Genomic DNA, 21,776 nt, shown 5'->3' on the forward strand with positions numbered 1-21,776 from the left:
ACGGCGTGTCGGGGCTCAGGCGCGCCATCAATGCGCCTCGTTCCGGCCGATCAGGCGCCCGCGCAGCCAGCCCGAGAACCAGTCCATCGCGATCACCATCAGGATCACCAGCACGATGTAATAGCTCACCTCTTCCCAGTCCTTCTGGGTGATGATCGCCTGTGTCAGCAAGAGCCCGATCCCGCCGCCGGTGATCGCGCCGATCACCGTGGCGCTGCGGGTGTTGGATTCGAGGTAATAGAGGATCTGGCTGAGAAACACCGGCGTCACCTGCGGAATCACGCCGAAGCGATAGCGTTGCATCCGCTTGGCCCCCGTCGAGGCGACGCCCTCGATCTGCTTGTTGTCGACATTCTCGAGCGCCTCGGAGAACATCTTGCCGAAGCTGCCGGTGTCGGTGATCAGGATCGCCAGCGCGCCGGTCAGGGGGCCGGGGCCGAAGGCTCGGCTGAGGATGATGGTCCAGATGAGCCCATCGACCCCGCGCACGAAATCGAAGAGTCGGCGCACCCCGAAGCGGATGCTCATCAGGCGGGTAAAATTGCGCGCGGCGAGGAAGGCCAGCGGCAGGGCGACGAGCGCGGCGCCCATCGTGCCGAGAAAGGCCATGAGGATGGTTTCGAAGATCGCCCAGATCACATCCTTGTGCCGCCACATCTTGTTGGTCCAGACATCGTTCACGATGGCGGCAATATTGCTCTTTTCGGCGACCACCCGGTCGCCCGACAGGGCAAGCCCCGCCAGTTCGCCAAGGCTCTTGCCGTAGAACGGGCTGTCGAGGGTGAACCAGAAGAGCTCCCAGCCCAAGGAATAGCGGTAGACCTCGGTGCGCGCGCGGGTGACGACGGCGCGACCGCCAGCACCGGTGATGTTGACGCGGGCATTGCTGGCGCTGATCCAGTCGGGCACCGTCCCGTCGGGCGTGTCGAGGATGATGTCGCGCCCATCGACCGTCACGGTCACGGTGCCGTAATCGGGGCGAGTATAGCGCAGGGTCGAACCGTCGATTTGCGCGCTTTCCCCGGCCTTGAGCGCAACGTCCAGAGAATCGGCGCCGGTTGGCGTGACGAAATCGGGGGTCATGCCTTCGGGATATGTTCCCTTGTTCTCGCCCTCGATGGCGATGCTCAGCCCGCCGCTTCGGTTGTTGTGCGTGACATGCGTCTTGTAGCTGTAGCTGTCGGCCACGAGGATCGCGGCATTGTCCATGCGCGCGCGATCCACCAGCCCGGGAATGTCGAACGCGAAGAAGAGATAGACGAAATAGGCCAGGATGACCGTTGGGGCGGCAAAGGCGATCAGCCGCTTGCGGGCAATAAGCGCAGTGGCGGTCTGTTTCAGGTCGGTGACGGGCATCGTTTCTGCGGTTGCGGTCATGGCCTTACACCTTTCCGACGAGTTTGTTGCGGTAGTGGCTCGATACCTGATCGAAGAAGACGATGGTCAGGAACAGCAGGATGAAGATCGCCGCCACCTGGTCATAGCGGCCCCCGCCCCAGCTGAAGGCGTTCTTGAGGTCATAGCCGATCCCGCCCGAGCCGACGAACCCGAGGATGGCCGAGGCGCGGATGTTGATCTCGAACCGCAAGAGCGCATAGCTCAGCCAGTTGGGCGCGACCTGCGGCACGATGCCCAGCATCATCCGCTGGACCCAGGTGGCACCGGTGCTCTCCAGGCCTTCGAGCGGTTTGAGGCTGGCGTTCTCGTTGATTTCCGAGAAGAGCTTGCCCAGCGCGCCGGTGGTGTGCAGCGCGATGGCGATCATCGCCGGCACCGGCCCGCCGCCGAGAATGAAGATCAGCACCAGCGCAACGACGATCTCGGGGACCGCTCGCATGACATCCATCATCCGGCGAAAGAGGCCGATCAGCCGGGGAAACAGTGCCATGCCGCGCGTGGACAAGAGCGACAGGACGATCGCGAGCAACCCGCCCACCAGCGTCGAGGCCGCGGCGATGTTGATCGTCTCGATCAGCGAGGGGAAAAACTTGACCATCAGCGCGGGCAGGAGCGTGAACTTCTCGCTCGCCTCCTTGATCACCTCGCCGGGGAAAACGAAAATGTTGAGGATCCCGTCCCAGAAGCCACCTGCGTTGCGGCTGTCGGCGAGCATGAAGCCCGACGCCATCAACGCGATGAAGATCACCAGCATGATGCCACCATACATGCGCTTGGTGCGCGTCATGGCCATATAGGCGTCTTGAATCTCGGTGGTGCGCTCTGCGCCCACGGACTGGCCTATCGTGGTATCCGCCATTGCGGCTTCTCCTTGAGCGGGGGATTGGAAAAGGAATGACCGGCCCCGTCTTTTCGGGGCCGGCCGGGTGCGCGGTGCGCGGTCTTACATCTTGGATTTGCGTGCTTCGATGATCGAGATATAGGCGTCGTGGTCGATCGGCTGGAAGCCCAGGGCATCGCCAGCCATGAAGTTATAGGCGCAGTCGGGGTCCATGTAGGGCAGCGACGCGGTGAGCGTGGCGATGTCGACCTTCACCCGCTCGGGCAACTCCTTGCGCAGCACGATCGGGCCTTCGGGGATCGGCTTGGATTTCCAGATCTCGACAAGCTCGTTCATGTCAACGAGGCCCGCATCCGACGCCTTGCGCAGCGCGCCGGAGTTGTAGCCGTCTTCCCAGTCGCCCATGCCGTCGGCCCAGGTCACGCCGCCGTCCACGTCGCCATTGGCCACGGCGACGATGGTCTGTTCATGGCCACCGACGAACTTGACTTCGCCGAAATAGTCGCCCGATTCCATGGTCGCGCCGACTTCCTCGGGGATCTCGATCGAGGGGATCAGGTAGCCCGACGTGGAGTTGGGATCACCGAAGGCAAAGACCTTGCCCTGCATGTCCTCGAGCGAGGTGATGCCGCTGTCCTTGCGGGCGAAACCGATCGAATGGTAGCCGTAGGAGCCGTCATCGTTGGTCTTGACCATGATCGGCTCGATCGCGTCGGGATCGGTCAGCCAGGCCTTTGCATAGCCCGAGGCGCCCAGCCAGGCCATGTCGATGCTGCCACCCAGGAGGCCCTGGATCACGCCGTCATAATCGGCCGGGGTGAAAAGCTTGACCGGAACGCCCAGCAGCTCCTCGGCCTTGGCGCGAAAGCATTCGTTGCTGGTCATGCGGTCCTGGGCGTTCTCGCCGCCGAGGATGCCAAGGCGGAATTCGTCGATGCTGTCCTGTGCCAGCGCGGGCGTGACGAGTGCAGTGGTGGCCAGGGCGGCCGCGAGGATCTGTTTCATCTTCTCTCTCTTTCTCTCTCTCTCTGGTGGTGGTCCCGGCGCAGGTCTGCGGCGGGGGGGGTGAAAGTCAGACGACGGCCTTGGCCTCATGAAGGGCGCGGGCAGCGGGACGTTCGATGGCGTCGAGGCTGGTGCTGGTCGCGGACTCGGAAAAATCGGCATCCGCCCCGTAGATGTCGCGCGCCACGCCGGTGGTGAGCTGTTCGGGCGTGCCGTCGAACACGATCCGACCCAGCCGCATCCCGATCACCCGGTCGCAATAGCGCCGCGCGGTGTCGAGCGTGTGCAGGTTGGCGATGACGGTGCGGCCGTCCTCGTCGTGGATGCGGCGCAGCGCGTCCATCACGATCTGTGCGTTCATCGGGTCGAGCGAAGCGATCGGCTCGTCGGCGAGGATCATCTTGGGGTCCTGCATCAACGCGCGGGCGATGGCCACGCGCTGTTGTTGACCACCCGAAAGCGCCTCGGCCCTCTTGGGCGCATGTTCGGCGATGCCAAGCCGGTCGAGGATCGCGATGGCCTTGTGGATGTCGGCCGTCGGATAGAGATTGAACATCGTGGCCAGCGACGAGCGCCGGTTGAGCGTGCCATGCAGCACGTTCGAAACCACGTCCATGCGTGGCACGAGGTTGAACTGCTGAAAGATCATGGCGCATTGCGACTGCCATGCGCGCTTGGCGGTGCCCTTGAGACCCAGCACGTCGCGGCCTTCGAATTCCAGCTTGCCGCTGGTGGCGTCGGTCAGGCGGTTGATGATGCGCAGGAGGGTGGATTTCCCCGCGCCCGAGGCGCCGATGATCCCGACCATCATCGGCCTGTCGATCGAGACACAGACATTGTCCACGGCGATGTTTGCGCCAAAGCGCTTTGTCAGGTTGTCAAAGGCAAGCATACGGACCCCCGTTTCATGTGGGGGGATGCAGACACCAGAATTGTCAAACCGGTGTGACGGTAATACGAAAGTTGTGTAAAGGTACGGACCGCCTGGCCCCGGGTGCCGGTTCTGCGCACAAGGCTCGTTTGAAACGAAAACGGCCCGGGCGGCGGGGCCCGGGCCGTTGATGCAATGCGGGGCTCTGCGGTCCTGTTACTCGGCCTCGTTTGCCGCCTGGGCCTGCAGGAGCGCGTATTTCTGCTCCCCGAGGGTCTCGAACAGGTCGAGCTGGGTCTCGAGATAGTCGATATGCCCTTCCTCGTCCGCGATCAGCTCTTCGAACAGGTTCTTCGAGACATGGTCACCCACCTCGTCGCAATGCTTGCGCGCCTCGATGTAAAGGTTGCGCGCGTCGTGTTCGGCGGCGAGATCGGCCTCGAGGGTTTCCTTGATGTTTTCCCCGATCCTGAGCGAATCGAGCTTTTGCAGGTTGGGGTGGCCTTCGAGAAAGATGATCCGCTCGATGAGCTTGTCGGCGTGGTGCATCTCTTCGATGCTTTCCTCGCGCGATTTCGCGCCAAGCCGGCCAAAGCCCCAATCCTCCTGAAGGCGGTAATGCAGCCAGTACTGGCTAACGGCTGTCAACTCCGAGCGGAGCGCGGTGTTGAGGTATTCAATAACTTTCTTGTCGCCTTTCATGAGCGGTTCTCCTTGGCTTTCTCTGTCTCATGTTGCGCAGAGTGGCTGGCACCTGAAAGCTGTCACTGGTCTCCATCGTGGCCATGAAATGCGGCAGGCATCCACCGCAATCCGCGCGCTTTCCAAGTGCGTGATACACTTTGCCCGGTGTCACGATGGTATCAGGATCGGCGCGCCGCATCCACTCGATTGCCGAGCGGATGTCCTTGTCGGTGATGTTCATGCAATGGCAGACGATCATGGTGAAGGGCCTCGCGGTGGTGGTCGGGGCGTGGAATCCCCTGCTTGGCGATCATATGGGCAATCTAGCCGCCGATTCAGAGAAAAGCCAACAGATTCTGTCGGAAATGATACGACCACATGCGCCATGTTGACGCGACGCCTGGTCGAACCCTGCCAGATGACGGCGAGTCATGGGCCTCGTACCTATTTCGTGAGAATCAGCTTCCCTGCCCGGGTGATGCGCAGGATGTAGTGCTGTTCACCGAGCACGATATGCGCGACCTGCCCGCCGAGCATCAGGTCTTCGGCCTTGTAAAGGGGGGTCGAGTCGCTGGCAGAGGACTGCATGTCGGCCGTGTTGCGATGCATCATGGCGTGTCCTCCGGATTCTCGGGGAGCAAGCGGTCAACGAGCCATTCGCAATCGGGCAGGCGCAGCCCGCACATGCCCGAGACAAGTTCCCAAAGGTCGTTCCGTCCTGTGCGTTGGTTGGCGTCATGCGCGGGATGTGATTGGCCCGCCATCTGGTTCATGTGCATTTCTCGGCTCCGGTTCTGACTGGTCGCGGGCTTCCCCGAAATGCGCCGGGGTGGCTGGGCATTTCTATAAATGACAAAAACAGTCAGAAATGTCAAACGGCACGTTTCAAGGGGTTTGGCAGACCCGCAACACAGCGAAAGCCGCGCACCCGAATCGCCGGGCGCGGCCAGGATCACCCGGGCGGGTGACCTTTTCCGCGGAGAAATCGCGCGCTGACGCGGTCAGAGGCTGTCCATCTTGCGCGCAAGCTTGGCGTCGAGCGCCGAAAGCCCGCCCGCGTCATGCGTGGTGAGCGTCACCGTCACATTGTTATAGACATTGCTCCATTCCGGGTGGTGCCCCCATTTCTCGGCAAAGATCGCCACCCGGGTCATCCAGCCGAACGCCTCGGGGAAATCGTCGAACTTGAAATCCTTGGTGATGGCATCGCGCCCCTCGACCATGGTCCATCCGGTGTCGAAAAGCGGTTTGAGCAGGCTTTCGCGGGCCGTGTCTGACAGTAGTTCGTTCAATCGTGATCCTCCTCTTGGATGGTTTTGCGGAACGGGCCGTATTCGGTGAGAATTTCGACCTCTTCGGCGACCGCCGCGCGTTCCGCGTCGAGATAGCGCGCGATCGCATCGCGAAACCCAGGGTCGCCCACCCAGGTCAGCGCGTGGCAGGTTGTGGGCATGTAGCCGCGCGCCAGTTTGTGTTCGCCCTGCGCCCCGGCCTCGACCGTCGAAAGCCCGTGGGCGATGGCGAAGTCGATGGCCTGATAATAGCAGATTTCGAAATGCAGGCAGGGATGATGTTCGGTGCAGCCCCAATAGCGGCCAAACAGGGAATCGCGCCCGATGAGATTGAGCGCCCCGGCCACGGGTTCGCCGTCGCGAAACGCCAGCACCAAGAGCACATCATCGCGCAGCCGTTCATGTGCGATGTCGAAGAACGCGCGCGTGAGATAGGGCGTGCCCCATTTGCGCGCGCCGGTATCCTGGTAGAAGCGCCAGACGGCATCCCAATGTTCGGGGCGGATCTCGTCGCCGGTCAGCATCCGGATCTCGCCGCCGAATCCTTGCCCCGTCGCGCGCTCCTTGCGGATGGTCTTGCGCTTGCGCGAACTCAGCGAAGCGAGGAAGGCGTTGAAATCGGTATAGTCGCGGTTCTGCCAGTGGAATTGCTGCGTGGTCCGGTGCAGCATGCCCAGGGTCTCGCCCTCCTCGGCCTCGTCCGCGGTGCAGAAGGTGGCATGCACCGAGCTGAGCCCGTTGCGGTCGGCCAGTTGCATCGCCCCCTGAACCAGCGCCTGCCGCCCGATACCGTCGAAACCCGGCCGCGTCAGGAAACGGCGCCCGGTGGCCGGAGTGAAGGGCACGGCAACCTGGAGCTTGGGGTAATAGCGCCCGCCCGCCCGCTCATAGGCATGGGCCCAGTTGTGATCGAAGATGTATTCGCCCTGTGAATGCGACTTGGCATAAAGCGGGGCGCAGGCGATGATGTCATCGCCGACATGGGCGGTCAGGTAATGCGGCTCCCATCCCGTTCCCGGCCCGACCGAGCCGCTGTCTTCGAGCGCCGACAGAAACCGATGCGTGGTGAAGGGATCGGCCGGGCGCCCGCCTTGGATGGCCTCGGGGCAGGCACAGGCATCCCAATCGCTTTCCGCAATCTCGGAAAGCGATGTCATGGTCCGGATCTCGATCGCGGTTTCGGTGTCCATCCATCCCGATATTGGCGCGTCCGGGCGTCGGATCAAGACGGCAGTGCCGCGCGATATCCCTCGAAGGTGATATTGTCGGCAACTTCGCGGGCCTCGGCCTCGGCTTCGGGCGAGGTGACGGTCCAGCACAGGATCGCCCCCCCCTTGGCGCGCAACTCGGCCAGGCGCGGATTGTGCAGGTCATGCCGTTCATGCGACACGAAGCTCGCCCCGAGCCTGTCATAGTCTGGAATCCGCCCCAGGTGATCGCAGGTCGCCGTCGGCAACAGCGGCCAGTTATGCGGGGCAAAGGCGCTCGTGGTCAACCCGCGCGGCAGAGCGGGCATGAGCCGGGCCATGACCTCGACCGCGTGGGGGTTGAACGACATAACCGCCACCGGCCCCTCGTAGCTGCCAAGCGCCTGCGCCGCGGCATATTCGAGCGTGCCGACATTCGGCCCCATGATTCCGTCCTGGTCCTTGACCTCGATCAGCAGCGGCGCGCGTCCCTGAACAAGGGCCAGAACATCGGTGAGGGTCGGCACGCCCTCGCCGTCGCCATGCAGCAGGGGCAGGCGTCCGAGCTCGGTCGCGCTGCGCTGGCGGATCGAGCCGGACTGACCGGTCAGGCGGCCAAGATCGTAATCGTGGAACACCATCGCCTGACCGTCGAGCGAAAGCTGAAGGTCGATTTCGATCCCGTAACCCGCGGCGAGTGCCGCCCGGATCGCGGCGCGCGAATTCTCGGGCCGCCCGTCGGTTATGTCGTGCAGGGCCCGGTGCGCGATCGGGGCACGGGTGAACGATGGGTCGAGTTTCGTCATCGTCACATGATCTGGAAAATGGCTTCGATCTCGACCGCGACGCCGAAGGGAAGCGAGGCCGCCGACACAGCCGAGCGCGAATGGCGCCCCGCGTCGCCCAGGGCCTCGACAAGGAAATCCGAGCATCCGTTGATCACCTTGGGCTGATCTCCGAACGTGTCGGTCGAGTTGACGAAGCCGGTCAGCTTGACCACGCGGGCAAGCCGGTCGAGATCGCCGCCGCAGGCGGCCCGGGCCTGGGCCAGGAGCATGATGGCACAGCGTTTGGCCGCGGCCACTCCGCCCTCGACATCCATGTCGGCGCCGAGCTTGCCCTTGATCAACCCGTTCTCGTCCATGGCCACCTGCCCGGACACGAAGACAAGATCGCCGACCTGCACATAGGGCACATAGTTGGCCGCCGGGGCGGCGGCGTCGGGCAGGGTGACGCCCAGCTCGGCAAGGCGGGTTTCGATTTGCGACGGCATCATGGCTCTCCTCTGGCTGATCTCGCGGCGACGCTAGTGCAAACCAATGCCGAAGGGAAACCCGAATTGCCAACGCGATGTGCACGCGGCGAGCGATGCACCAACGGGTGAAGCGATTCGCCGTCGCCGTCGCTTTCTCTTGTCACCGGCCACGGTGATTTGTTGTCATTCGGCCCATCTTGATCTATCACCGCATCTCGTATCCCCGTTCTGCCATACCTGAAACGGACGCTGGATGATGGGATGGGAATTTGCCGCCGACCAATCTCTTTGAAACCAGTCAGGTTCATCATGCACACACCAGCGTTCTTTCCCAAGACCGGCTTTTCGGCGGCCGCGGCCCGGACTGTCGGGATTGCCCGCCTCGGCCTGTCGGCTTGCCTTGTCGTTGGACTGGCCGGTTGCAGCGTCCCCGGCCCTGACGACGCACCGGGCGGCATTCATGACCCCTACGAAGAGACCAACCGCAACAACCACGAGCTGAACCGCGCGCTTGACCGGGGCCTCATCCGCCCGGCAGGCAAGGGATATGCCTCGACTGTGCCCGCCCCGGTTGTCGAAACCCTTTCAAATTTCGGTTCCAATCTCAGCTTGCCGGGCACGGTCGTGAACAACCTGCTTCAGGGCGACCTGGGCGGGGCGCTGCAGAACACGTACCGCTTTGCCTTCAACACGGTGTTCGGCATCGGGGGCCTTGGCGATCCGGCGGGCGATTTTGGCATCACCGAGGTCGAGACCGATTTCGGTGCCACGCTGAATGTCTGGGGCGTGCCGGAAGGCGCCTATGTCGAATTGCCGATTCTCGGCCCGTCGACCGAACGTGATGCGGTGGGTCGTGTCGTGGACCTGTTCACCAACCCGCTGTCCTATACCTTGCCCAAGCCCGAGAAATACTATGGCACGGTGGCGAACGCGGCGTCGAAACTGGGTGATCGCGGACGTTACTCGGATACGGTGGACTCGGTTCTCTACGAAAGCGTGGACAGCTATTCACAATCGCGTTCGATGTATCTTCAGAATCGCCGCTTCGAACTTGGTTCTGACGATGATGATGCCTACCTTGATGAATATGATGATCCATATGACGAGATTTACGATGATCCATACTCGGAATGACATGAGCCGGCGCAATCTTCTTGGTGGCCTTTTCTCCGGTGCCGCGCTGGCCGCGCTCCCCTCCGGGGTCTGGGCCATGACCGCGGATGCGGCCAAGCGGCTGGTCGATCTGATCGTCGCGGATATCAACAAGGTGATCGATGCGCCGACCTCGGAGTCGGCCAAGATCGCGGAGTTCGAGAAGATCTTCGTGCGCTATGCCGATGTGCCGACGATCGCGCGCTATGCGCTGGGCGTCGATTCCCGCCGGGCGAGCAAGGCCCAGCTCGACGCCTTCACCCGCGCGTTCCAGGTCTATGTCAGCCGCAAGTACGGTCGGCGTTTTCGCGAATTCATCGGTGGCCGGATCGAGGTTCAGAAGGCCCGCGAGGTCAAGAATTTCCACGAGGTCAAGACGATCGCGCATCTGCGCGGAGAGTCGCCGTTCGAAGTCGCGTTCCTGGTCAGCGACCGGTCAGGAGAGCCCAAGTTCTTCAACATCTTCATCGAAGGTGTGAACATGCTCTTGACCGAGCGTGACGAGATCGGCGCCATGCTCGATCGGCGGCGGGGCGACTTAGACGCGCTGATCCAGGATCTTCGAAACATCAGCTGACCGGCACTCAGCGGTTGTCCGCGCCGAAAAGGCCACGCAGCACGCTGTTGATGTCTCCTCCGGTGCGGCCCCGGTCTTCGCGGCGCCCATCCGGCTCGTCTGTTTGCGTCGGAGGTGTCGGCTCCTTCATCGGCAGGGGACGTGCCGGCAGGTCTTCATGTACCCGTACCATGGTTTCGTGCCAGATCTCGGCCGGCAGCCCTGAACCCGTCACGCCGGTCAGCGGCGTGTTGTCGTCATACCCCATCCAGACCCCGGCCACGTAATCGGCGGTGAAGCCCATGAACCACGCGTCGCGGGTTGATTGTGACGTGCCGGTCTTGCCCGCAGCTTCGCGGTCGGGCAGGGCGGCACGCCCGCCCGTGCCCTCGGTGATGACCTTGTTCATCATCCAGATCAGCTGCCGTGCCGATTCCTCGAGGATCACGCGCTCGCCGATCCCCGTGCCGGTCGAAAAGATCGGTTCCTGCTCGCCCAGAAGCCTCAACTCGTTCATGCCATAGGGAGTGACCGAACTGCCCCCGTTCAGGATGCCCGCATAGGCGCCCGTCATCTCCAGAAGCGTCGCGTCGGATGCCCCCAGTGCGAGGGCCGGGCCATCGGCGAGGTCCGATTCGATGCCGAATTCAACGGCCACCTTGCGCACGATGTCGAGCCCCGATTCCTGCGCCAGTCGGACCGCGGGAACATTCAGTGACGTCTTGAGCGCATCAACCAGGGTGACCGGCCCACGGAACTCCCGGTCGAAATTCTGGGGGCACCATTCGCCGGAGCCGGGGATCGTGACGCAATATTCCGTATCCTCGATCATATCCAGCGGCGACCGGCCAAGATCGAGTGCCGCGGCATAAACGAACGGCTTGAACGCCGAACCGGTCTGGCGCCTGGCCATCGTTGCGCGGTTGAACTCGCCCGAAACGCGGGTCTTGCGCCCGCCGACCATCGCGCGGACCGCGCCGTCGGCAGACATCACCACGATGGCGGCCTGCGCCTCGGAGTCTTCGCGCACCTTGGCTTCGAAAATCTCGCGCATCGCCTCTTCCGCGGCTGTCTGGATGCGCTGGTCGAGCGTGGTATTGATGATCACGTCCTCGGTCGTGCCGCGGGTGAAGACCTCGGGGCCGGTTCGCATCACCCAGTCGGTGAAGTATCCGCCTGCGCGCTTCTGTGCCGCCTCGGAGAGCCGCGCGGGGTTTGCCACCGCCTCGGCATGTTCTTCATCGGTGAGATAGCCCTGCTCGTGCATCAGCTTGAGCACGGTCTGCGCCCGCGCCTGCGAACGCTCGAGGTTGTTGGTGGGTGCAAAGCGCGTGGGTGCCACCAGAAGCCCGGCCAGAATCGCGGCCTCCTGTGGGTTCACCTGCGCGGCGGATTTGCCGAAATAGCGTTGCGCGGCGGCCTCGAAGCCGCGTGCCCCGCCCCCCAGGAAGGCGCGGTTCATATAAACGGTCAGGATGTCGTCTTTGGTGTATTTCGCCTCCAGCGCCATGGCGTAGATGGCTTCCTTGACCTTTCGCCAGATCGATCCCTGGCGGCAGTCGGCCTCATAGGCGGCCTCGCTTATCCATTTCTCCGGGTCATAAGGAACGCCAAGACAGATGAGTTTTGCCGTCTGCTGGGTGATGGTCGAGCCGCCGTGCCCCGATAGCGGCCCGCGACCTTCGCTCAGGTTGATCCGCACCGCCGAGGCGATGCCGCGGGGCGATAGCCCGAAATGGTGGTAAAAGCGGCGGTCTTCGGTGGCGATGATCGCGTTCTTGAGATGCCGGCTCACCGTGTCTTCGGTGATCACGCCGCCGAACTGGTCGCCGCGCCACGCAAAGACATCGCCGGAGGCATCCAGAAGCGTGACCGACCCGCGCGCGCGCCCGTCGTAAAACTGATCGATCGGCGGGAGGGTCAGCGCGACATAGCCGACGGCCAGCGCAACGATGATCGCGCTCACGGTTGCCACGCGCCAGCCGAACCCCCAGACCAGCCGCCAGACCCACCTCAGGAACCAGAGAACGAGCCTGGTCAGCGGGTTGCGGCGGCGGGCGCGGGTCTTGCGTTTCTTCGGTTTCGGCTTTGCCCGTGTCCTGGCTTTGGCGGTCTTGGACGGATACCGCCTGTCGGCCACCAGCGGCGGCTTTTTTCGCCCTGAATCACTCATTCCGTTGCCCTGCCCGGTGCCTGTTTGTTGCGCCCACAATAAACACTCGCCCGGCAAAAGTAGAGACCAAGCTGCGCATGGACGGCTTTTTCAGTTGCATAAAAAATGCTCAAAAATCGTGTGGTGTGCATTTTTTAATCAGTACATTGAGAATCAGGGGAGGGAAACCCCCCGGCTTTCTTCCTTTTCCCCGATGTTCCGCGGTTTGCTGCAGTTGCAAACAGGCCGGACGTCCGGCTCAAGGACAAGGGGAACCGAGGTGAAACTGATCATTGCAACGATCAAGCCATTCAAGCTCGAGGAGGTGCGCGAGGCGCTCACCGGAATCGGGGTGCGCGGCATGATGGTCACCGAGATCAAGGGGTTCGGCGCGCAGTCGGGCCATACCGAGATCTATCGCGGTGCGGAATACGCCGTGAATTTCGTGCCCAAGATCAAGCTCGAAGTCGTCGTAAGCGCGGCCATGGCCGACGAGGTGGTGGAAACCATCACCAAGACCGCGCGCACCGGCAAGATCGGGGATGGCAAGATTTTCGTGCTGGACGTGGGACAGGCCGTCCGCGTGCGTACGGGCGAAACCAACGAAGACGCGATCTGAGCGTCGCGCCAAAGGGGAAAACGGATGAACTACCTGAAAACCAAAATCAGCCTTGCGGCGGTCATGGCCATGCTGGCGATGCCGTCCTTCGCGCAGGATGCGGGTGAAGCGGTCGCGACTGCGGTGCCAACCGATTCTGTCTTTGTCTTCAACACGCTGCTGTTTTTGATTGGCGGCATCCTCGTATTCTGGATGGCGGCGGGTTTCGCCATGCTCGAAGCCGGCCTGGTGCGTTCCAAGAACGTGACCATGCAGTTGACCAAGAACATCTCGCTGTTCTCGTTCGCGGCGATCACCTATTACGTCATCGGTTACGTGCTGATGTATCCCGGCGACGGGTGGATGGTCGATGGCTGGCTGGGTGCACTGGGCGTTGCCATTCTCGAACCCGTGGGCGTGACCGCACCCGATGCCGACGCCTATGACTATGCCTCGACCGGGTCGGATTACTTCTTCCAGCTCATGTTCGTGGCCACCACCGCCTCGATCGTGTCGGGCACCGTGGCGGAACGGATCAAGCTCTGGCCGTTCCTTGTGTTCGTGATCGTGCTGACCGCGCTGATCTATCCGATCCAGGCCAGCTGGAGCTGGGGCGCGGGCGTTCTTGATGCCGCGGGCTTCAGCGATTTCGCGGGCTCGACCATCGTGCACTCCGTGGGTGGCTGGGCTGCGCTGACCGGGGCGATCATCCTCGGGCCGCGCCTTGGCAAATACACCAAGGAAGGCCGCACCGTGCCGATGCCGGGCTCGAACCTCGCGCTGGCCACGCTGGGCACGTTCATCCTGTGGCTGGGCTGGTTCGGCTTCAACGGCGGATCGGAGCTTGCGCTGGGTGGCGTGGACAGTGCCGCCAATGTGAGCCGCATCTTCGCCAACACCAATGCCGCCGCCGCCGGCGGGGCCGTGGCTGCGCTGATCCTGACGCAGCTTCTCTACAAGAAGCCCGACCTGACCATGGTGCTCAACGGTGCGCTGGCCGGTCTGGTGTCGATCACCGCCGAACCGCTGGCACCCAGCCTTGGTGCGGCACTGCTGATCGGCATGGTCGGTGGCGTGATCGTGGTCTTCGCGGTGCCCTTCCTCGACAAGCTCAAGATCGACGACGTGGTCGGCGCTATCCCGGTGCACCTCATCGCCGGTATCTGGGGCACGCTCGCGGTTCCGCTGACCAATTCGGACGCCTCGTTCGGCGCCCAGATCTACGGCATCGTGCTGGTCGGGGCCTTTACCATCGTCGCCTCGCTGGTGGTCTGGTTCATCATCAAGGCCACGATGGGCCTGCGGGTCGACGAGGAGACCGAGATCAACGGCCTCGACATGGGCGAGTTGGGGATGGAAGCCTATCCAGATTTCGGCAAGGGCTGAACTTCCGTCCAGAATGTTGACGACCGGCCCGGGCGCGCGCGACGCGCCCGGGCCTTTTCGTCACGTCTCAGCCATTGTCGCCGACGCGCTGCGGCGCGCCGGTGGCCATGTTGGTGCTGATATGGGGCTTGTTCGCCTCTTTCCACGCGGCCATGCCGCCGCCCATATGCGCGATCCGATCCATCCCGATAGCGATCGCGGCGCGTGCCACCCGTTCCGACCGCACGCCCGAGCCGCAATGGAACACGATGCGCTTTTCGCTCTGCCCCGGCAGCTTGTCGGCGCGGAAGAACGACATCGGCATCAAGAGCGTGCCCTCGATATGTTCGAACATGTATTCCTGCGCCGTGCGCACGTCGATCAGCACGATTTCATCGCGGTCGAAGGCGTCGGCCACTTCGTCCACGGTCCAGGTTTCCAGCACGGCATCATCGACGGTTTCGGTTTTCATTGCGGTGTCTCCTGTGGTTGGTGTCATGCGCCGGGCGGGCGCTGGCCTGCATCTAGCCGATCGGGCGCGTCTTTGCATCCCTGGATGATGTCCACGCGCCCGGGACCAGGTGCTGCGACGCGCTAATCCGGTGGCAGAATCGCGCAGGCAATGCTAGGTATTGTGGGATGAACACGCACGCCCCCAATATCCGTCCTGTCATCCGGCAGCTTGACGACGCCGCGATCAACCGCATCGCCGCCGGCGAGGTGGTCGAGCGTCCCGCCAGCGCGGTCAAGGAGCTGATCGAGAACGCGCTCGACGCCGGGGCCAAGCGGATCACCGTGGATCACGCCGATGGGGGCAAGACCCTCATTCGGGTCGGCGATGACGGCTGCGGGATGAGTGCGGCGGACCTGCCGCTCGCGCTCAGCCGTCATGCCACGTCCAAGATCGACGGGTCGGACCTGCTCGACATCCACACGTTCGGCTTTCGCGGCGAGGCGCTGCCCAGCCTGGGCGCGGTCGGGCGGCTCGGCATCACGACCCGCGTCGCAGGCGGCGAGGGAGTCGAGGTCGAGGTGACGGGCGGGCGCATGGGCACGGTGAGGCCCGCCGCGCTCAACCCCGGCACCATTGTCGAGTTGCGCGACATCTTCCATGCCACCCCGGCGCGGCTCAAGTTCATGCGCTCCGACAGGGCCGAGGCACAGGCGATCGGAGACGTGGTCAAGCGCCTCGCCATGGCCGAGCCCTACGTGGGCTTTACCCTGCGCGATGTCTCGGGCGGGGGCGAGGGGCGCGTGACCTTTCGCGCCGACGCGCAGAGCGGTGATCTCTTCGATGCGCTGCACGGCCGTCTGGCACAGGTTCTGGGCCGGGACTTCGCGGAAAATGCCCTGCGCATCAACGCCGAGCGCGAGGGATTGCGGCTGGCCGGCTATGCCGCCCTGCCGACCTATTCGCGCGGGTCGAGCGTGGCACAATACCTTTTCGTCAATGCCCGCCCGATACGAGACAGGATGCTCTACGGCGCCCTGCGCGCCGCCTATTCCGATTTTCTCAGCCGCGACCGCCACCCGGCGGCGGCGCTTTTCATCGACTGCGATCCGCACCTGGTGGACGTGAACGTGCATCCGGCGAAATCCGAGGTGCGGTTCCGCGAGCCGGGCGTGGCGCGCGGGCTGATCGTTTCGGCGCTGCGCCACGCGCTGGCCGAAGCCGGGCACCGCGCCTCCTCGACCTTGGCCGATGCGACGCTGGGCGCCATGCGCCCCGAGACCCCGGCCCCCGCGCGAGTCTACCAGATGGATCGCCCCTCCGGACAGTCGATTTCAACGGCTTACAAAATGCAGGCCCCGCAGATGGACAGCCCCGGCTTCGCCGAATCCCCCAGCGCGCGGATCGAACCCGAGACCGCCGTGACGGACCAGGGCCTGCCGCTGGGTGCTGCGCGCGCGCAACTGCACGAGAATTACATCATCGCCCAGACCGAAACCGGCATGGTCATCGTCGATCAGCACGCCGCGCATGAACGGCTCGTCTATGAGAAACTCAAGCGCCAGATGGCCGAGAACGGCGTCGCGGCACAGGCGCTCCTGATCCCCGAGATCGTCGAGTTGAGCGAGGGCGATTGCGCCCGCCTGATGAACGTCGCCGAAGATCTGCAAAGGCTCGGCCTGACCATCGAACCCTTCGGTGGCGGCGCGCTGGCGGTGCGCGAAACCCCCGCGATCCTGGGCGAGGTCAACGCGGGCGCGATGCTGCGCGACATCCTCGACGAGTTGGACGACATCGGCGAAAGCCTGAACCTTCAGGCGCGGATCGAGGCGATCCTGAGCCGCGTGGCCTGTCACGGTTCGATCCGCTCGGGGCGCCGGATGCGCGCCGAAGAGATGAACGCGCTGTTGCGCGAGATGGAGGCGACCCCGCATTCCGGCCAATGCAACCACGGCCGCCCGACCTATGTGGAGCTGAAATTGTCCGATATCGAACGGCTTTTCGGGCGCACATGATCGAGATCAACGGCCATAGCCTGAGCGAAATGGAACTGGCTGCACTCGCGGGTGGCGTGGTGCTTCTGATCATGCTCGTCCTGCTGGTCCTGGCCCTGCGCGCGGCGGCACGCACGGCGCGGGCGACGGAGCCGCTGGTGCACCAGATGGCGGCGATGGGGCAAAGGGTGCAATCTCTCTCGGACGGGCAACAGCAGCTCTCGGGCGGCCTCATGCATGTAAGCGAGGCGCAGGCGGCCTCGCAGAAAAGCATGCTCGAACTGATGGAAAGGCGCCTGACCGACGTGTCGGGCAAGATGCAGGAAAACCTGCAGGGCAGCGCCCAGCGCACAGCCAGATCATTGGGTGAGTTGCACGAGCGCCTGGTCGCGATCGACAAGGCACAGGAGAACATCACCAAGCTGTCGGGAGATGTGCTGAGCCTTCAGGACATCCTGTCGAACAAGCAGACACGCGGGGCCTTCGGCGAGATCCAGCTCAACGATATCGTCTCCAAGGCGCTGCCGCGCGACAGCTACAGCGTGCAGGCGGCGCTGTCGAACGGGCGGCGGGCGGATGTGCTCATCCACTTGCCCAACCCGCCGGGGCCGATCGTGGTGGATTCGAAATTCCCGCTCGAAGCCTACGAAGCCCTGCGCAACGCCCAGACGCAAGGCGAACTGACCGAGGCAGCCCGGATGATGCGCGCTGCGGTGCGTGCGCATATCAAGGCGATCTCGGAGCGGTATATCCTCGAGGGCGAGACGGCGGACGGCGCGTTGATGTTCCTGCCCTCCGAGGCGGTCTATGCCGAGTTGCACGCCAATTTCCCCGAACTGGTACGCGAGGGCTTTGCCGCGCGGGTATGGATCGTGTCGCCCACCACCTGCATGGCGACGCTCAACACCATGCGCGCGATCCTGAAAGACGCCCGGATGCGCGAACAGGCCGGCGCGATCCGCCGCGAACTGAGCCTCCTGTTCCAGGATGTGGACCGGCTGTCGAACCGGGTCGAGAATCTCGACCGGCATTTCGGGCAAGCAGCCAGGGACATATCGGAAATCAGGATTTCCGCCGACAAGGCCGGGCGGCGCGCCCAGCGGCTCGACAATTTCGATTTCGAGGAGCTGGCCCCGGACCCGTCCGACGCGGTGCCCCTCGCCGGCCGGGAAACGTCGTCCTGACCCTCGCCGCCGCCCGCCTGCGCGCGTCCCGCCCACCCGCCCCCGCGCGCAGGCGGGCTCGTGCCCCCGCTCGTCCGTACCGTGCGCAGAAAGGTGGACCTGAGTATTTTTCCCAAGAAAGAGTCAGGGGACCGTGCCTGGTGTTCTTTCTTGGTGAAAATACTCGATCGCAGCACCGGGCAGGCACGCGCCGCCCGGACGATTTGCGCCAGATCAAGGACGGGGGATTGCGTGGTGGTGATCTTTGACCGACAATGACGAAAACCGCGAACGGAAGGATGATCCATGCTCGATATCTCTGTTTACAAGATCGCACAGGTGATCCTGATGTCGCGGGAACTGGACCGCGCCGAAGGCGAGTTGCGCGGTTTCATCGACCGGTTGACCGAGGAGGAACAGGCCAGCCTTGTCGCGGTGATGTGGATCGGGCGCGACAGTTTCTCGGCCGACGAGCTGGAAGAAGCGAAGGCCACCGCCATGGCCGAGGCGACGGTGCCGACGGCGGATTATCTTCTGGGGACGCCGCACCTGTCGGATCACCTGGAGAACGGGCTCGATGCGCTGGGCCTGTCGGCGGCGGATGACGAGGACGATCTCATTCGCGGCGGTTGAACGCGCGGTCCAGAGTCTCTGGCGGATGTTGCGAAACGCCCGGGTGACCCGGGCGTCTTCTTCCTGTCACGCCTGCTCGACGATCTGCAGATGCTGGGCCAGTTTCTCGACCTCGCCCAGCCATCGGGTGACCAGTTCGGGATCGGCGGGCGCGGGGCTGACGCCGGCGGGGATCTCGCGTTTCATCACTGCCTCGACCGCCAGCGACACCGGGATCGACACCAGCCGCGCCATTGCCGTGCCATGCTCGTCGCCCCAGGCGTCCATCACGTAGGTCTTGTGCCAGACGGCTTTGCCGTCCTTCTCGGCCTTGAGGTCGACGCAGAGGATCACGCGGTCGGCCTCGCCCTCGTCATAGGCGTTGTCGCGCAGGAGCTCGTCGGCGATTTCCTGGAGTCTGGCATCCGAGGCGGTCTTCATCTCGGCGAAGATATCGGCCCAGGCCTCGGCCCAGCCATCGAGTCGCAGCGTGCCGCGCACGAACTCGCGCACCGGCCATTCGGGGGCAAAGCCGTAATCCGCCATGAAGGGCAGCGAATCGCGGTTGGGATAGACTTCGAAGCTTTCGGGTGTGGGCAGCGGCGCGTCATAGCGCGACAGCGCGTCCCAGGGTTTCTCGACGTTGAATTCCTTGAAATCGCGGATCGAACGCGAGGGTGAGCGCAGCGCTTTCAACACCCCCACCGGCGCCCATGAGAACTTGTAGCGCATCGGGTTGGCCACTTTCGGCACGCCGCCGCAATAGGAGGTGAAGCTGATCACGTTGTCCGGCGCATAGGCGTCCGAGGCGCGGTAATCCGCCACCAGCTTATGCGCCATCAGGTGGTCGATGCCCGGATCGAGCCCGACCTCGTTGACAAAGGCGAGCCCGGCCTCGCGGGCGGGTTCGTCCAGTGCGCGCATCTCGGGCGCGATATAGGAGGACGAGACGAAATGCGCACCTTTGCCAAGGCACATCTCGGCCAGCGGCACATGCCAGTCGCCGGGCAGCATCGACACCACGATATCGCCCTTTTCGGTCGCGGCACCCAGCGCCTCCATGTCAAAGACGCGGATGTCGTCGGCGATGTCGCCCACCGCTTCCTGTGCTTTCTCGCGCGTCCGGTTCCAGACGGTGACAGGATGGCCCGCCGCGATCAGCCGACGCAGGCCGGGGATCGAGGAAAAGCCGGTGCCGCACCAGTGGATTGTCATGTCGTCATCTCCTGTTCATTTGAATTTCAGCTTGGCCGTCACGATGGCGAGAACCGCGGTGACGGCACAGATATTCGCCACGATCAGCGGCCAGTCGGCCACGAGGATACCATAGAGCAGCCAGAGCGAGACCGTGGCGAGGAACATCAGGTTCGAGGGAAGCGAAAGCGCCGCGGTATCGCGCGAGGCCCAGGCCTTCCAGGCCTGCGGAATCCAGCAGACCGTGCCGAGGAAGGCCGCGAGATAGCCGATGACAAGGGTCATTCCGAGAGCGCCTTTGCGTGGGTTTCGAAGGTGTCGCGGGCGCGGGCCCAGACGCCTTGGGAAAGATTGGAGAGGGTGAGCAGCGTTGGCAAGAGCTGGGCAGCGTAATCCTGCGACGACTCGACCGGCAGCATCGAGGGCAGGTTGTCGATCGCCATCACGTCGAGCGGCGGAGCGTCATGGGCGCGGATAGCCGGCGCATCCCACGTGGTGGCCCGGTCATAGACCGGCACCGGGTTGTAATCGCTGTCCGGATCGCAGGCCACATCGCCGATCACGCTCAGGCGGCGCGGCGCGGTCAGCGCCGATTGCGGCACGAAGACCGGCGTGCCGGGGAGTGCAAGGATGCAGTTGAAGAAGATGTCGTGGTCGAGGATCGCGGGGAAGGGGCCGCCGCTTGCGGTCTCCGCCATGTCCCACTTGGTGACGGTGACACCCACCGCCTCGCACAGGTCCGCCGCCCCGGTGCCGACCCGGCCCAGCGCCCCGATGACAAGGGCCGAGGGTCGGGTCGTATCCGTCGCATCGAGCCGCGCGGCGAGATCGGCGAGCATCGCGTCCTTGCCCGGATAGGCGCCCACCGGGCCACAGATACCGCCCCCCTGTTGCGCCGCCCATGCCATGAGCGTGACCGCCGCCCCCGCGAACCCCGCCCAGTAGCCGAAGGCGGCGACGCGGCGGCCGTTCTCGTCGACGAGGTATTCAAGATCGTAAAGCGTTCCACCCCCGGCCTTGAATCGCCTGAGCAGCGCCTTGCCCGAATGCTGGCCCTTGAAGGCATGGCCGAACATGATGTGGCGATGCGGCAGCGGCGTGCCGTCATCGGGCAGCTCCTTCAAACCGAAGATGATCGCGTCGCGCGGCGCCTCGGGCCATGAATTTTCCGGCGCGATCTCGGCCCCCGCCGCGCGATAGCCGTCGATGGGAATGGCACGCGTCGTGCTCTCCTCGACCGTGACGCGCAATCCTGCGTCGATCAGCGCCTTCGCGCCCTCGGGGGTGAGGCCGACGCGGTCCTCGTTCGGGCGCTGCTCGGCGCGAACCCAGAGATGTGTCATGGCAGGTCTCCGTCAGACGAATGTGCGGGCGTGTTCGCGCCCCGGAAGGTCGAGATGCGGCGTGGCGTTGAACCCGCCCAGCATGAGCGTGTCATGCACATGCTCGACCCGGTGCACCGAGGAATTCATGATCTGCAACATGATCCGCGACATGCCGCCATTCTCCAGCCCGAGGATATGGCGCACGACCATGCCGATCACCCCGCCCGAGGTCACGATCAGGATGCGCCCATGCCCTTCGCAGATCTCGTCGACGATGCCGGTCACGCGGGCCGAGAAATCGCAGAACCGTTCCGGCACGCCGTCGAGCGCGTCGCGGGTCCAGTGGTCGATCACCTCGGGCAGATGGACGGCAAACTCGGTGGGATCGCGCGGCGCCGGGATGCCCGCCTGGTCCTCGAGCGCCTGGGCCAGCGCGAAATAGCTGAGCTCGTTGAGCCGCGGGTCGGTGTCGGTGATCTCGAGCCCCATCGAGAGCGCGGTATCGCGCTGACGGCTGAGCGTGCCGGTGATCACCCGGTCGAAATGCGGGTTGGTCGCGGTCATGTGCTCGCCCAGCCAGCGGGCCTGCTGATGACCCAGATCCGAGAGCCGGTCATAGCTCTCTTCATCGGTGGCGGCGGCATTGGCCTGCCCGTGTCGGACAAGGATGAGTTCGGCCAT

General features: G+C 64.1%; 25 protein-coding genes. 7 read left to right on the forward strand and 18 right to left on the reverse strand.

From position 1 onward, the window contains the following. Window positions 1-27 precede the first annotated feature (27 nt). The 12 genes from phnE (ACESL9_RS11330) to ACESL9_RS11385 all read right to left on the reverse strand — a co-directional run bounded on the left by phnE (ACESL9_RS11330) (window position 28) and on the right by ACESL9_RS11385 (window position 8,551). Window positions 28-1,377 carry a phosphonate ABC transporter, permease protein PhnE gene (phnE, locus tag ACESL9_RS11330; protein WP_372611788.1) on the reverse strand — a complete coding sequence of 450 codons (1,350 nt, stop codon included), beginning with the start codon at window positions 1,375-1,377 and terminating at the stop codon, window positions 28-30. 4 nt (window positions 1,378-1,381) lie between these two features. Next, window positions 1,382-2,257 carry a phosphonate ABC transporter, permease protein PhnE gene (phnE, locus tag ACESL9_RS11335; RefSeq protein WP_372611790.1) on the reverse strand — a complete coding sequence of 292 codons (876 nt, stop codon included), beginning with the start codon at window positions 2,255-2,257 and terminating at the stop codon, window positions 1,382-1,384. An 84-nt stretch (window positions 2,258-2,341) separates the two neighbouring features. Continuing rightward, window positions 2,342-3,244: a phosphonate ABC transporter substrate-binding protein gene (gene phnD, locus ACESL9_RS11340; RefSeq protein WP_372611792.1), complete on the reverse strand. Its 903-nt coding sequence runs from the start codon at window positions 3,242-3,244 to the stop codon at window positions 2,342-2,344. Window positions 3,245-3,311: 67 nt separating this feature from the next. Continuing rightward, the gene (phnC, locus tag ACESL9_RS11345) at window positions 3,312-4,136 is read right to left on the reverse strand and encodes a phosphonate ABC transporter ATP-binding protein (RefSeq protein ID WP_372611794.1); all 825 of its coding nucleotides are present in this window, start codon (window positions 4,134-4,136) and stop codon (window positions 3,312-3,314) included. 195 nt (window positions 4,137-4,331) lie between these two features. Further along, window positions 4,332-4,817, reverse strand: a complete 486-nt coding sequence (bfr, locus tag ACESL9_RS11350; protein WP_372611796.1) for a bacterioferritin — start codon at window positions 4,815-4,817, stop codon at window positions 4,332-4,334. Continuing rightward, window positions 4,792-5,058: a bacterioferritin-associated ferredoxin gene (locus ACESL9_RS11355; protein ID WP_372611798.1), complete on the reverse strand. Its 267-nt coding sequence runs from the start codon at window positions 5,056-5,058 to the stop codon at window positions 4,792-4,794. The genes bfr and ACESL9_RS11355 overlap by 26 nt, the downstream gene beginning before the upstream one ends. 185 nt (window positions 5,059-5,243) lie before the next feature. Next, window positions 5,244-5,387, reverse strand: a complete 144-nt coding sequence (hemP, locus tag ACESL9_RS11360; RefSeq protein WP_372611836.1) for a hemin uptake protein HemP — start codon at window positions 5,385-5,387, stop codon at window positions 5,244-5,246. 20 nt (window positions 5,388-5,407) lie between these two features. Further along, window positions 5,408-5,572 (reverse strand): hypothetical protein, encoded by a 165-nt coding sequence (locus ACESL9_RS11365; protein WP_372674836.1) that lies wholly within the window; start codon window positions 5,570-5,572, stop codon window positions 5,408-5,410. A 228-nt stretch (window positions 5,573-5,800) separates the two neighbouring features. Further along, complete coding sequence (locus ACESL9_RS11370) at window positions 5,801-6,091, reverse strand: 4a-hydroxytetrahydrobiopterin dehydratase (protein WP_372611802.1); 291 nt, start codon at window positions 6,089-6,091, stop codon at window positions 5,801-5,803. Continuing rightward, a complete protein-coding gene (locus ACESL9_RS11375; protein ID WP_372674837.1) occupies window positions 6,088-7,281 on the reverse strand; it encodes a GNAT family N-acetyltransferase in 1,194 nt (397 codons plus the stop codon). The genes ACESL9_RS11370 and ACESL9_RS11375 overlap by 4 nt, the downstream gene beginning before the upstream one ends. A gap of 32 nt (window positions 7,282-7,313) precedes the next feature. Then, window positions 7,314-8,084: a glycerophosphodiester phosphodiesterase family protein gene (locus tag ACESL9_RS11380; RefSeq protein ID WP_372611806.1), complete on the reverse strand. Its 771-nt coding sequence runs from the start codon at window positions 8,082-8,084 to the stop codon at window positions 7,314-7,316. Window positions 8,085-8,086: 2 nt separating this feature from the next. Then, the gene (locus ACESL9_RS11385; RefSeq protein ID WP_372611808.1) at window positions 8,087-8,551 is read right to left on the reverse strand and encodes a RidA family protein; all 465 of its coding nucleotides are present in this window, start codon (window positions 8,549-8,551) and stop codon (window positions 8,087-8,089) included. A 291-nt stretch (window positions 8,552-8,842) separates the two neighbouring features. Here ACESL9_RS11385 and ACESL9_RS11390 point away from each other — a divergent pair, with 291 nt between their 5' ends. Together ACESL9_RS11390 and ACESL9_RS11395 are read left to right on the forward strand one after the other, a co-directional pair. Continuing rightward, window positions 8,843-9,667 carry a VacJ family lipoprotein gene (locus ACESL9_RS11390; protein ID WP_372611810.1) on the forward strand — a complete coding sequence of 275 codons (825 nt, stop codon included), beginning with the start codon at window positions 8,843-8,845 and terminating at the stop codon, window positions 9,665-9,667. Then, window positions 9,648-10,262: a phospholipid-binding protein MlaC gene (locus ACESL9_RS11395; RefSeq protein ID WP_372611812.1), complete on the forward strand. Its 615-nt coding sequence runs from the start codon at window positions 9,648-9,650 to the stop codon at window positions 10,260-10,262. Before ACESL9_RS11390 ends, ACESL9_RS11395 begins: the two co-directional genes overlap by 20 nt. Window positions 10,263-10,269: 7 nt before the next feature. On the opposite strand, the gene ACESL9_RS11400 is transcribed toward ACESL9_RS11395, so the two are convergent. Continuing rightward, window positions 10,270-12,414, reverse strand: coding sequence for a transglycosylase domain-containing protein (locus tag ACESL9_RS11400; protein WP_372674838.1), 2,145 nt, complete (start codon window positions 12,412-12,414; stop codon window positions 10,270-10,272). A gap of 259 nt (window positions 12,415-12,673) precedes the next feature. Here ACESL9_RS11400 and ACESL9_RS11405 point away from each other — a divergent pair, with 259 nt between their 5' ends. Beyond that, window positions 12,674-13,012, forward strand: coding sequence for a P-II family nitrogen regulator (locus ACESL9_RS11405; RefSeq protein WP_372611816.1), 339 nt, complete (start codon window positions 12,674-12,676; stop codon window positions 13,010-13,012). A gap of 24 nt (window positions 13,013-13,036) precedes the next feature. Further along, window positions 13,037-14,377, forward strand: a complete 1,341-nt coding sequence (locus ACESL9_RS11410) for an ammonium transporter (protein WP_372611818.1) — start codon at window positions 13,037-13,039, stop codon at window positions 14,375-14,377. Window positions 14,378-14,444: 67 nt separating this feature from the next. Here ACESL9_RS11410 and ACESL9_RS11415 read toward each other — a convergent pair whose 3' ends face one another. Continuing rightward, a complete protein-coding gene (locus ACESL9_RS11415; protein WP_372611820.1) occupies window positions 14,445-14,828 on the reverse strand; it encodes a rhodanese-like domain-containing protein in 384 nt (127 codons plus the stop codon). A gap of 167 nt (window positions 14,829-14,995) precedes the next feature. Here ACESL9_RS11415 and mutL point away from each other — a divergent pair, with 167 nt between their 5' ends. The 3 genes from mutL to ACESL9_RS11430 all read left to right on the forward strand — a co-directional run bounded on the left by mutL (window position 14,996) and on the right by ACESL9_RS11430 (window position 18,597). Then, window positions 14,996-16,822 carry a DNA mismatch repair endonuclease MutL gene (gene mutL / locus ACESL9_RS11420; RefSeq protein ID WP_372674839.1) on the forward strand — a complete coding sequence of 609 codons (1,827 nt, stop codon included), beginning with the start codon at window positions 14,996-14,998 and terminating at the stop codon, window positions 16,820-16,822. Beyond that, window positions 16,819-17,985, forward strand: coding sequence for a DNA recombination protein RmuC (locus tag ACESL9_RS11425; RefSeq protein ID WP_372611824.1), 1,167 nt, complete (start codon window positions 16,819-16,821; stop codon window positions 17,983-17,985). The genes mutL and ACESL9_RS11425 overlap by 4 nt, the downstream gene beginning before the upstream one ends. Window positions 17,986-18,270: 285 nt before the next feature. Next, window positions 18,271-18,597: a DUF3775 domain-containing protein gene (locus ACESL9_RS11430; protein WP_372611826.1), complete on the forward strand. Its 327-nt coding sequence runs from the start codon at window positions 18,271-18,273 to the stop codon at window positions 18,595-18,597. Between the two features lie 66 nt (window positions 18,598-18,663). On the opposite strand, the gene ACESL9_RS11435 is transcribed toward ACESL9_RS11430, so the two are convergent. From ACESL9_RS11435 to ACESL9_RS11450, 4 genes are all read right to left on the reverse strand, one after another. Further along, on the reverse strand, window positions 18,664-19,791 hold the full coding sequence (locus tag ACESL9_RS11435) for a saccharopine dehydrogenase C-terminal domain-containing protein (RefSeq protein WP_372611828.1): 1,128 nt from the start codon (window positions 19,789-19,791) through the stop codon (window positions 18,664-18,666). A gap of 15 nt (window positions 19,792-19,806) precedes the next feature. Then, window positions 19,807-20,055, reverse strand: a complete 249-nt coding sequence (locus ACESL9_RS11440; protein ID WP_372611830.1) for a SemiSWEET family sugar transporter — start codon at window positions 20,053-20,055, stop codon at window positions 19,807-19,809. Further along, a complete protein-coding gene (locus ACESL9_RS11445) occupies window positions 20,052-21,113 on the reverse strand; it encodes a saccharopine dehydrogenase (RefSeq protein ID WP_372611832.1) in 1,062 nt (353 codons plus the stop codon). The genes ACESL9_RS11440 and ACESL9_RS11445 overlap by 4 nt, the downstream gene beginning before the upstream one ends. A 12-nt stretch (window positions 21,114-21,125) precedes the next feature. Continuing rightward, on the reverse strand, window positions 21,126-21,776 hold a 651-nt coding region (locus ACESL9_RS11450), incomplete at its 5' end, for a histidine phosphatase family protein (RefSeq protein WP_372611834.1).

The sequence above is a fragment of the Aquicoccus sp. genome, from assembly GCF_041686535.1.
Taxonomy (GTDB): domain Bacteria; phylum Pseudomonadota; class Alphaproteobacteria; order Rhodobacterales; family Rhodobacteraceae; genus Aquicoccus.

What these genes read in the sequence shown, in the direction of transcription:
- ACESL9_RS11440 (WP_372611830.1), bottom strand. Translation starts at nt 20,055, where the DNA reads ATGACCCTTGTCATCGGCTATCTCGCGGCCTTCCTCGGCACGGTCTGC.
- hemP (WP_372611836.1), bottom strand. Translation starts at nt 5,387, where the DNA reads ATGCAGTCCTCTGCCAGCGACTCGACCCCCCTTTACAAGGCCGAAGAC.
- ACESL9_RS11400 (WP_372674838.1), bottom strand. Translation starts at nt 12,414, where the DNA reads ATGAGTGATTCAGGGCGAAAAAAGCCGCCGCTGGTGGCCGACAGGCGG.
- ACESL9_RS11355 (WP_372611798.1), bottom strand. Translation starts at nt 5,058, where the DNA reads ATGATCGTCTGCCATTGCATGAACATCACCGACAAGGACATCCGCTCG.
- ACESL9_RS11435 (WP_372611828.1), bottom strand. Translation starts at nt 19,791, where the DNA reads ATGACAATCCACTGGTGCGGCACCGGCTTTTCCTCGATCCCCGGCCTG.
- mutL (WP_372674839.1), top strand. Translation starts at nt 14,996, where the DNA reads ATGAACACGCACGCCCCCAATATCCGTCCTGTCATCCGGCAGCTTGAC.
- phnE (WP_372611788.1), bottom strand. Translation starts at nt 1,377, where the DNA reads ATGACCGCAACCGCAGAAACGATGCCCGTCACCGACCTGAAACAGACC.
- ACESL9_RS11395 (WP_372611812.1), top strand. Translation starts at nt 9,648, where the DNA reads ATGATCCATACTCGGAATGACATGAGCCGGCGCAATCTTCTTGGTGGC.
- phnD (WP_372611792.1), bottom strand. Translation starts at nt 3,244, where the DNA reads ATGAAACAGATCCTCGCGGCCGCCCTGGCCACCACTGCACTCGTCACG.
- ACESL9_RS11425 (WP_372611824.1), top strand. Translation starts at nt 16,819, where the DNA reads ATGATCGAGATCAACGGCCATAGCCTGAGCGAAATGGAACTGGCTGCA.
- ACESL9_RS11445 (WP_372611832.1), bottom strand. Translation starts at nt 21,113, where the DNA reads ATGACACATCTCTGGGTTCGCGCCGAGCAGCGCCCGAACGAGGACCGC.
- ACESL9_RS11385 (WP_372611808.1), bottom strand. Translation starts at nt 8,551, where the DNA reads ATGCCGTCGCAAATCGAAACCCGCCTTGCCGAGCTGGGCGTCACCCTG.
- ACESL9_RS11390 (WP_372611810.1), top strand. Translation starts at nt 8,843, where the DNA reads ATGCACACACCAGCGTTCTTTCCCAAGACCGGCTTTTCGGCGGCCGCG.
- bfr (WP_372611796.1), bottom strand. Translation starts at nt 4,817, where the DNA reads ATGAAAGGCGACAAGAAAGTTATTGAATACCTCAACACCGCGCTCCGC.
- ACESL9_RS11365 (WP_372674836.1), bottom strand. Translation starts at nt 5,572, where the DNA reads ATGAACCAGATGGCGGGCCAATCACATCCCGCGCATGACGCCAACCAA.
- ACESL9_RS11415 (WP_372611820.1), bottom strand. Translation starts at nt 14,828, where the DNA reads ATGAAAACCGAAACCGTCGATGATGCCGTGCTGGAAACCTGGACCGTG.
- ACESL9_RS11380 (WP_372611806.1), bottom strand. Translation starts at nt 8,084, where the DNA reads ATGACGAAACTCGACCCATCGTTCACCCGTGCCCCGATCGCGCACCGG.
- ACESL9_RS11430 (WP_372611826.1), top strand. Translation starts at nt 18,271, where the DNA reads ATGCTCGATATCTCTGTTTACAAGATCGCACAGGTGATCCTGATGTCG.
- phnE (WP_372611790.1), bottom strand. Translation starts at nt 2,257, where the DNA reads ATGGCGGATACCACGATAGGCCAGTCCGTGGGCGCAGAGCGCACCACC.
- phnC (WP_372611794.1), bottom strand. Translation starts at nt 4,136, where the DNA reads ATGCTTGCCTTTGACAACCTGACAAAGCGCTTTGGCGCAAACATCGCC.
- ACESL9_RS11410 (WP_372611818.1), top strand. Translation starts at nt 13,037, where the DNA reads ATGAACTACCTGAAAACCAAAATCAGCCTTGCGGCGGTCATGGCCATG.
- ACESL9_RS11375 (WP_372674837.1), bottom strand. Translation starts at nt 7,281, where the DNA reads ATGGACACCGAAACCGCGATCGAGATCCGGACCATGACATCGCTTTCC.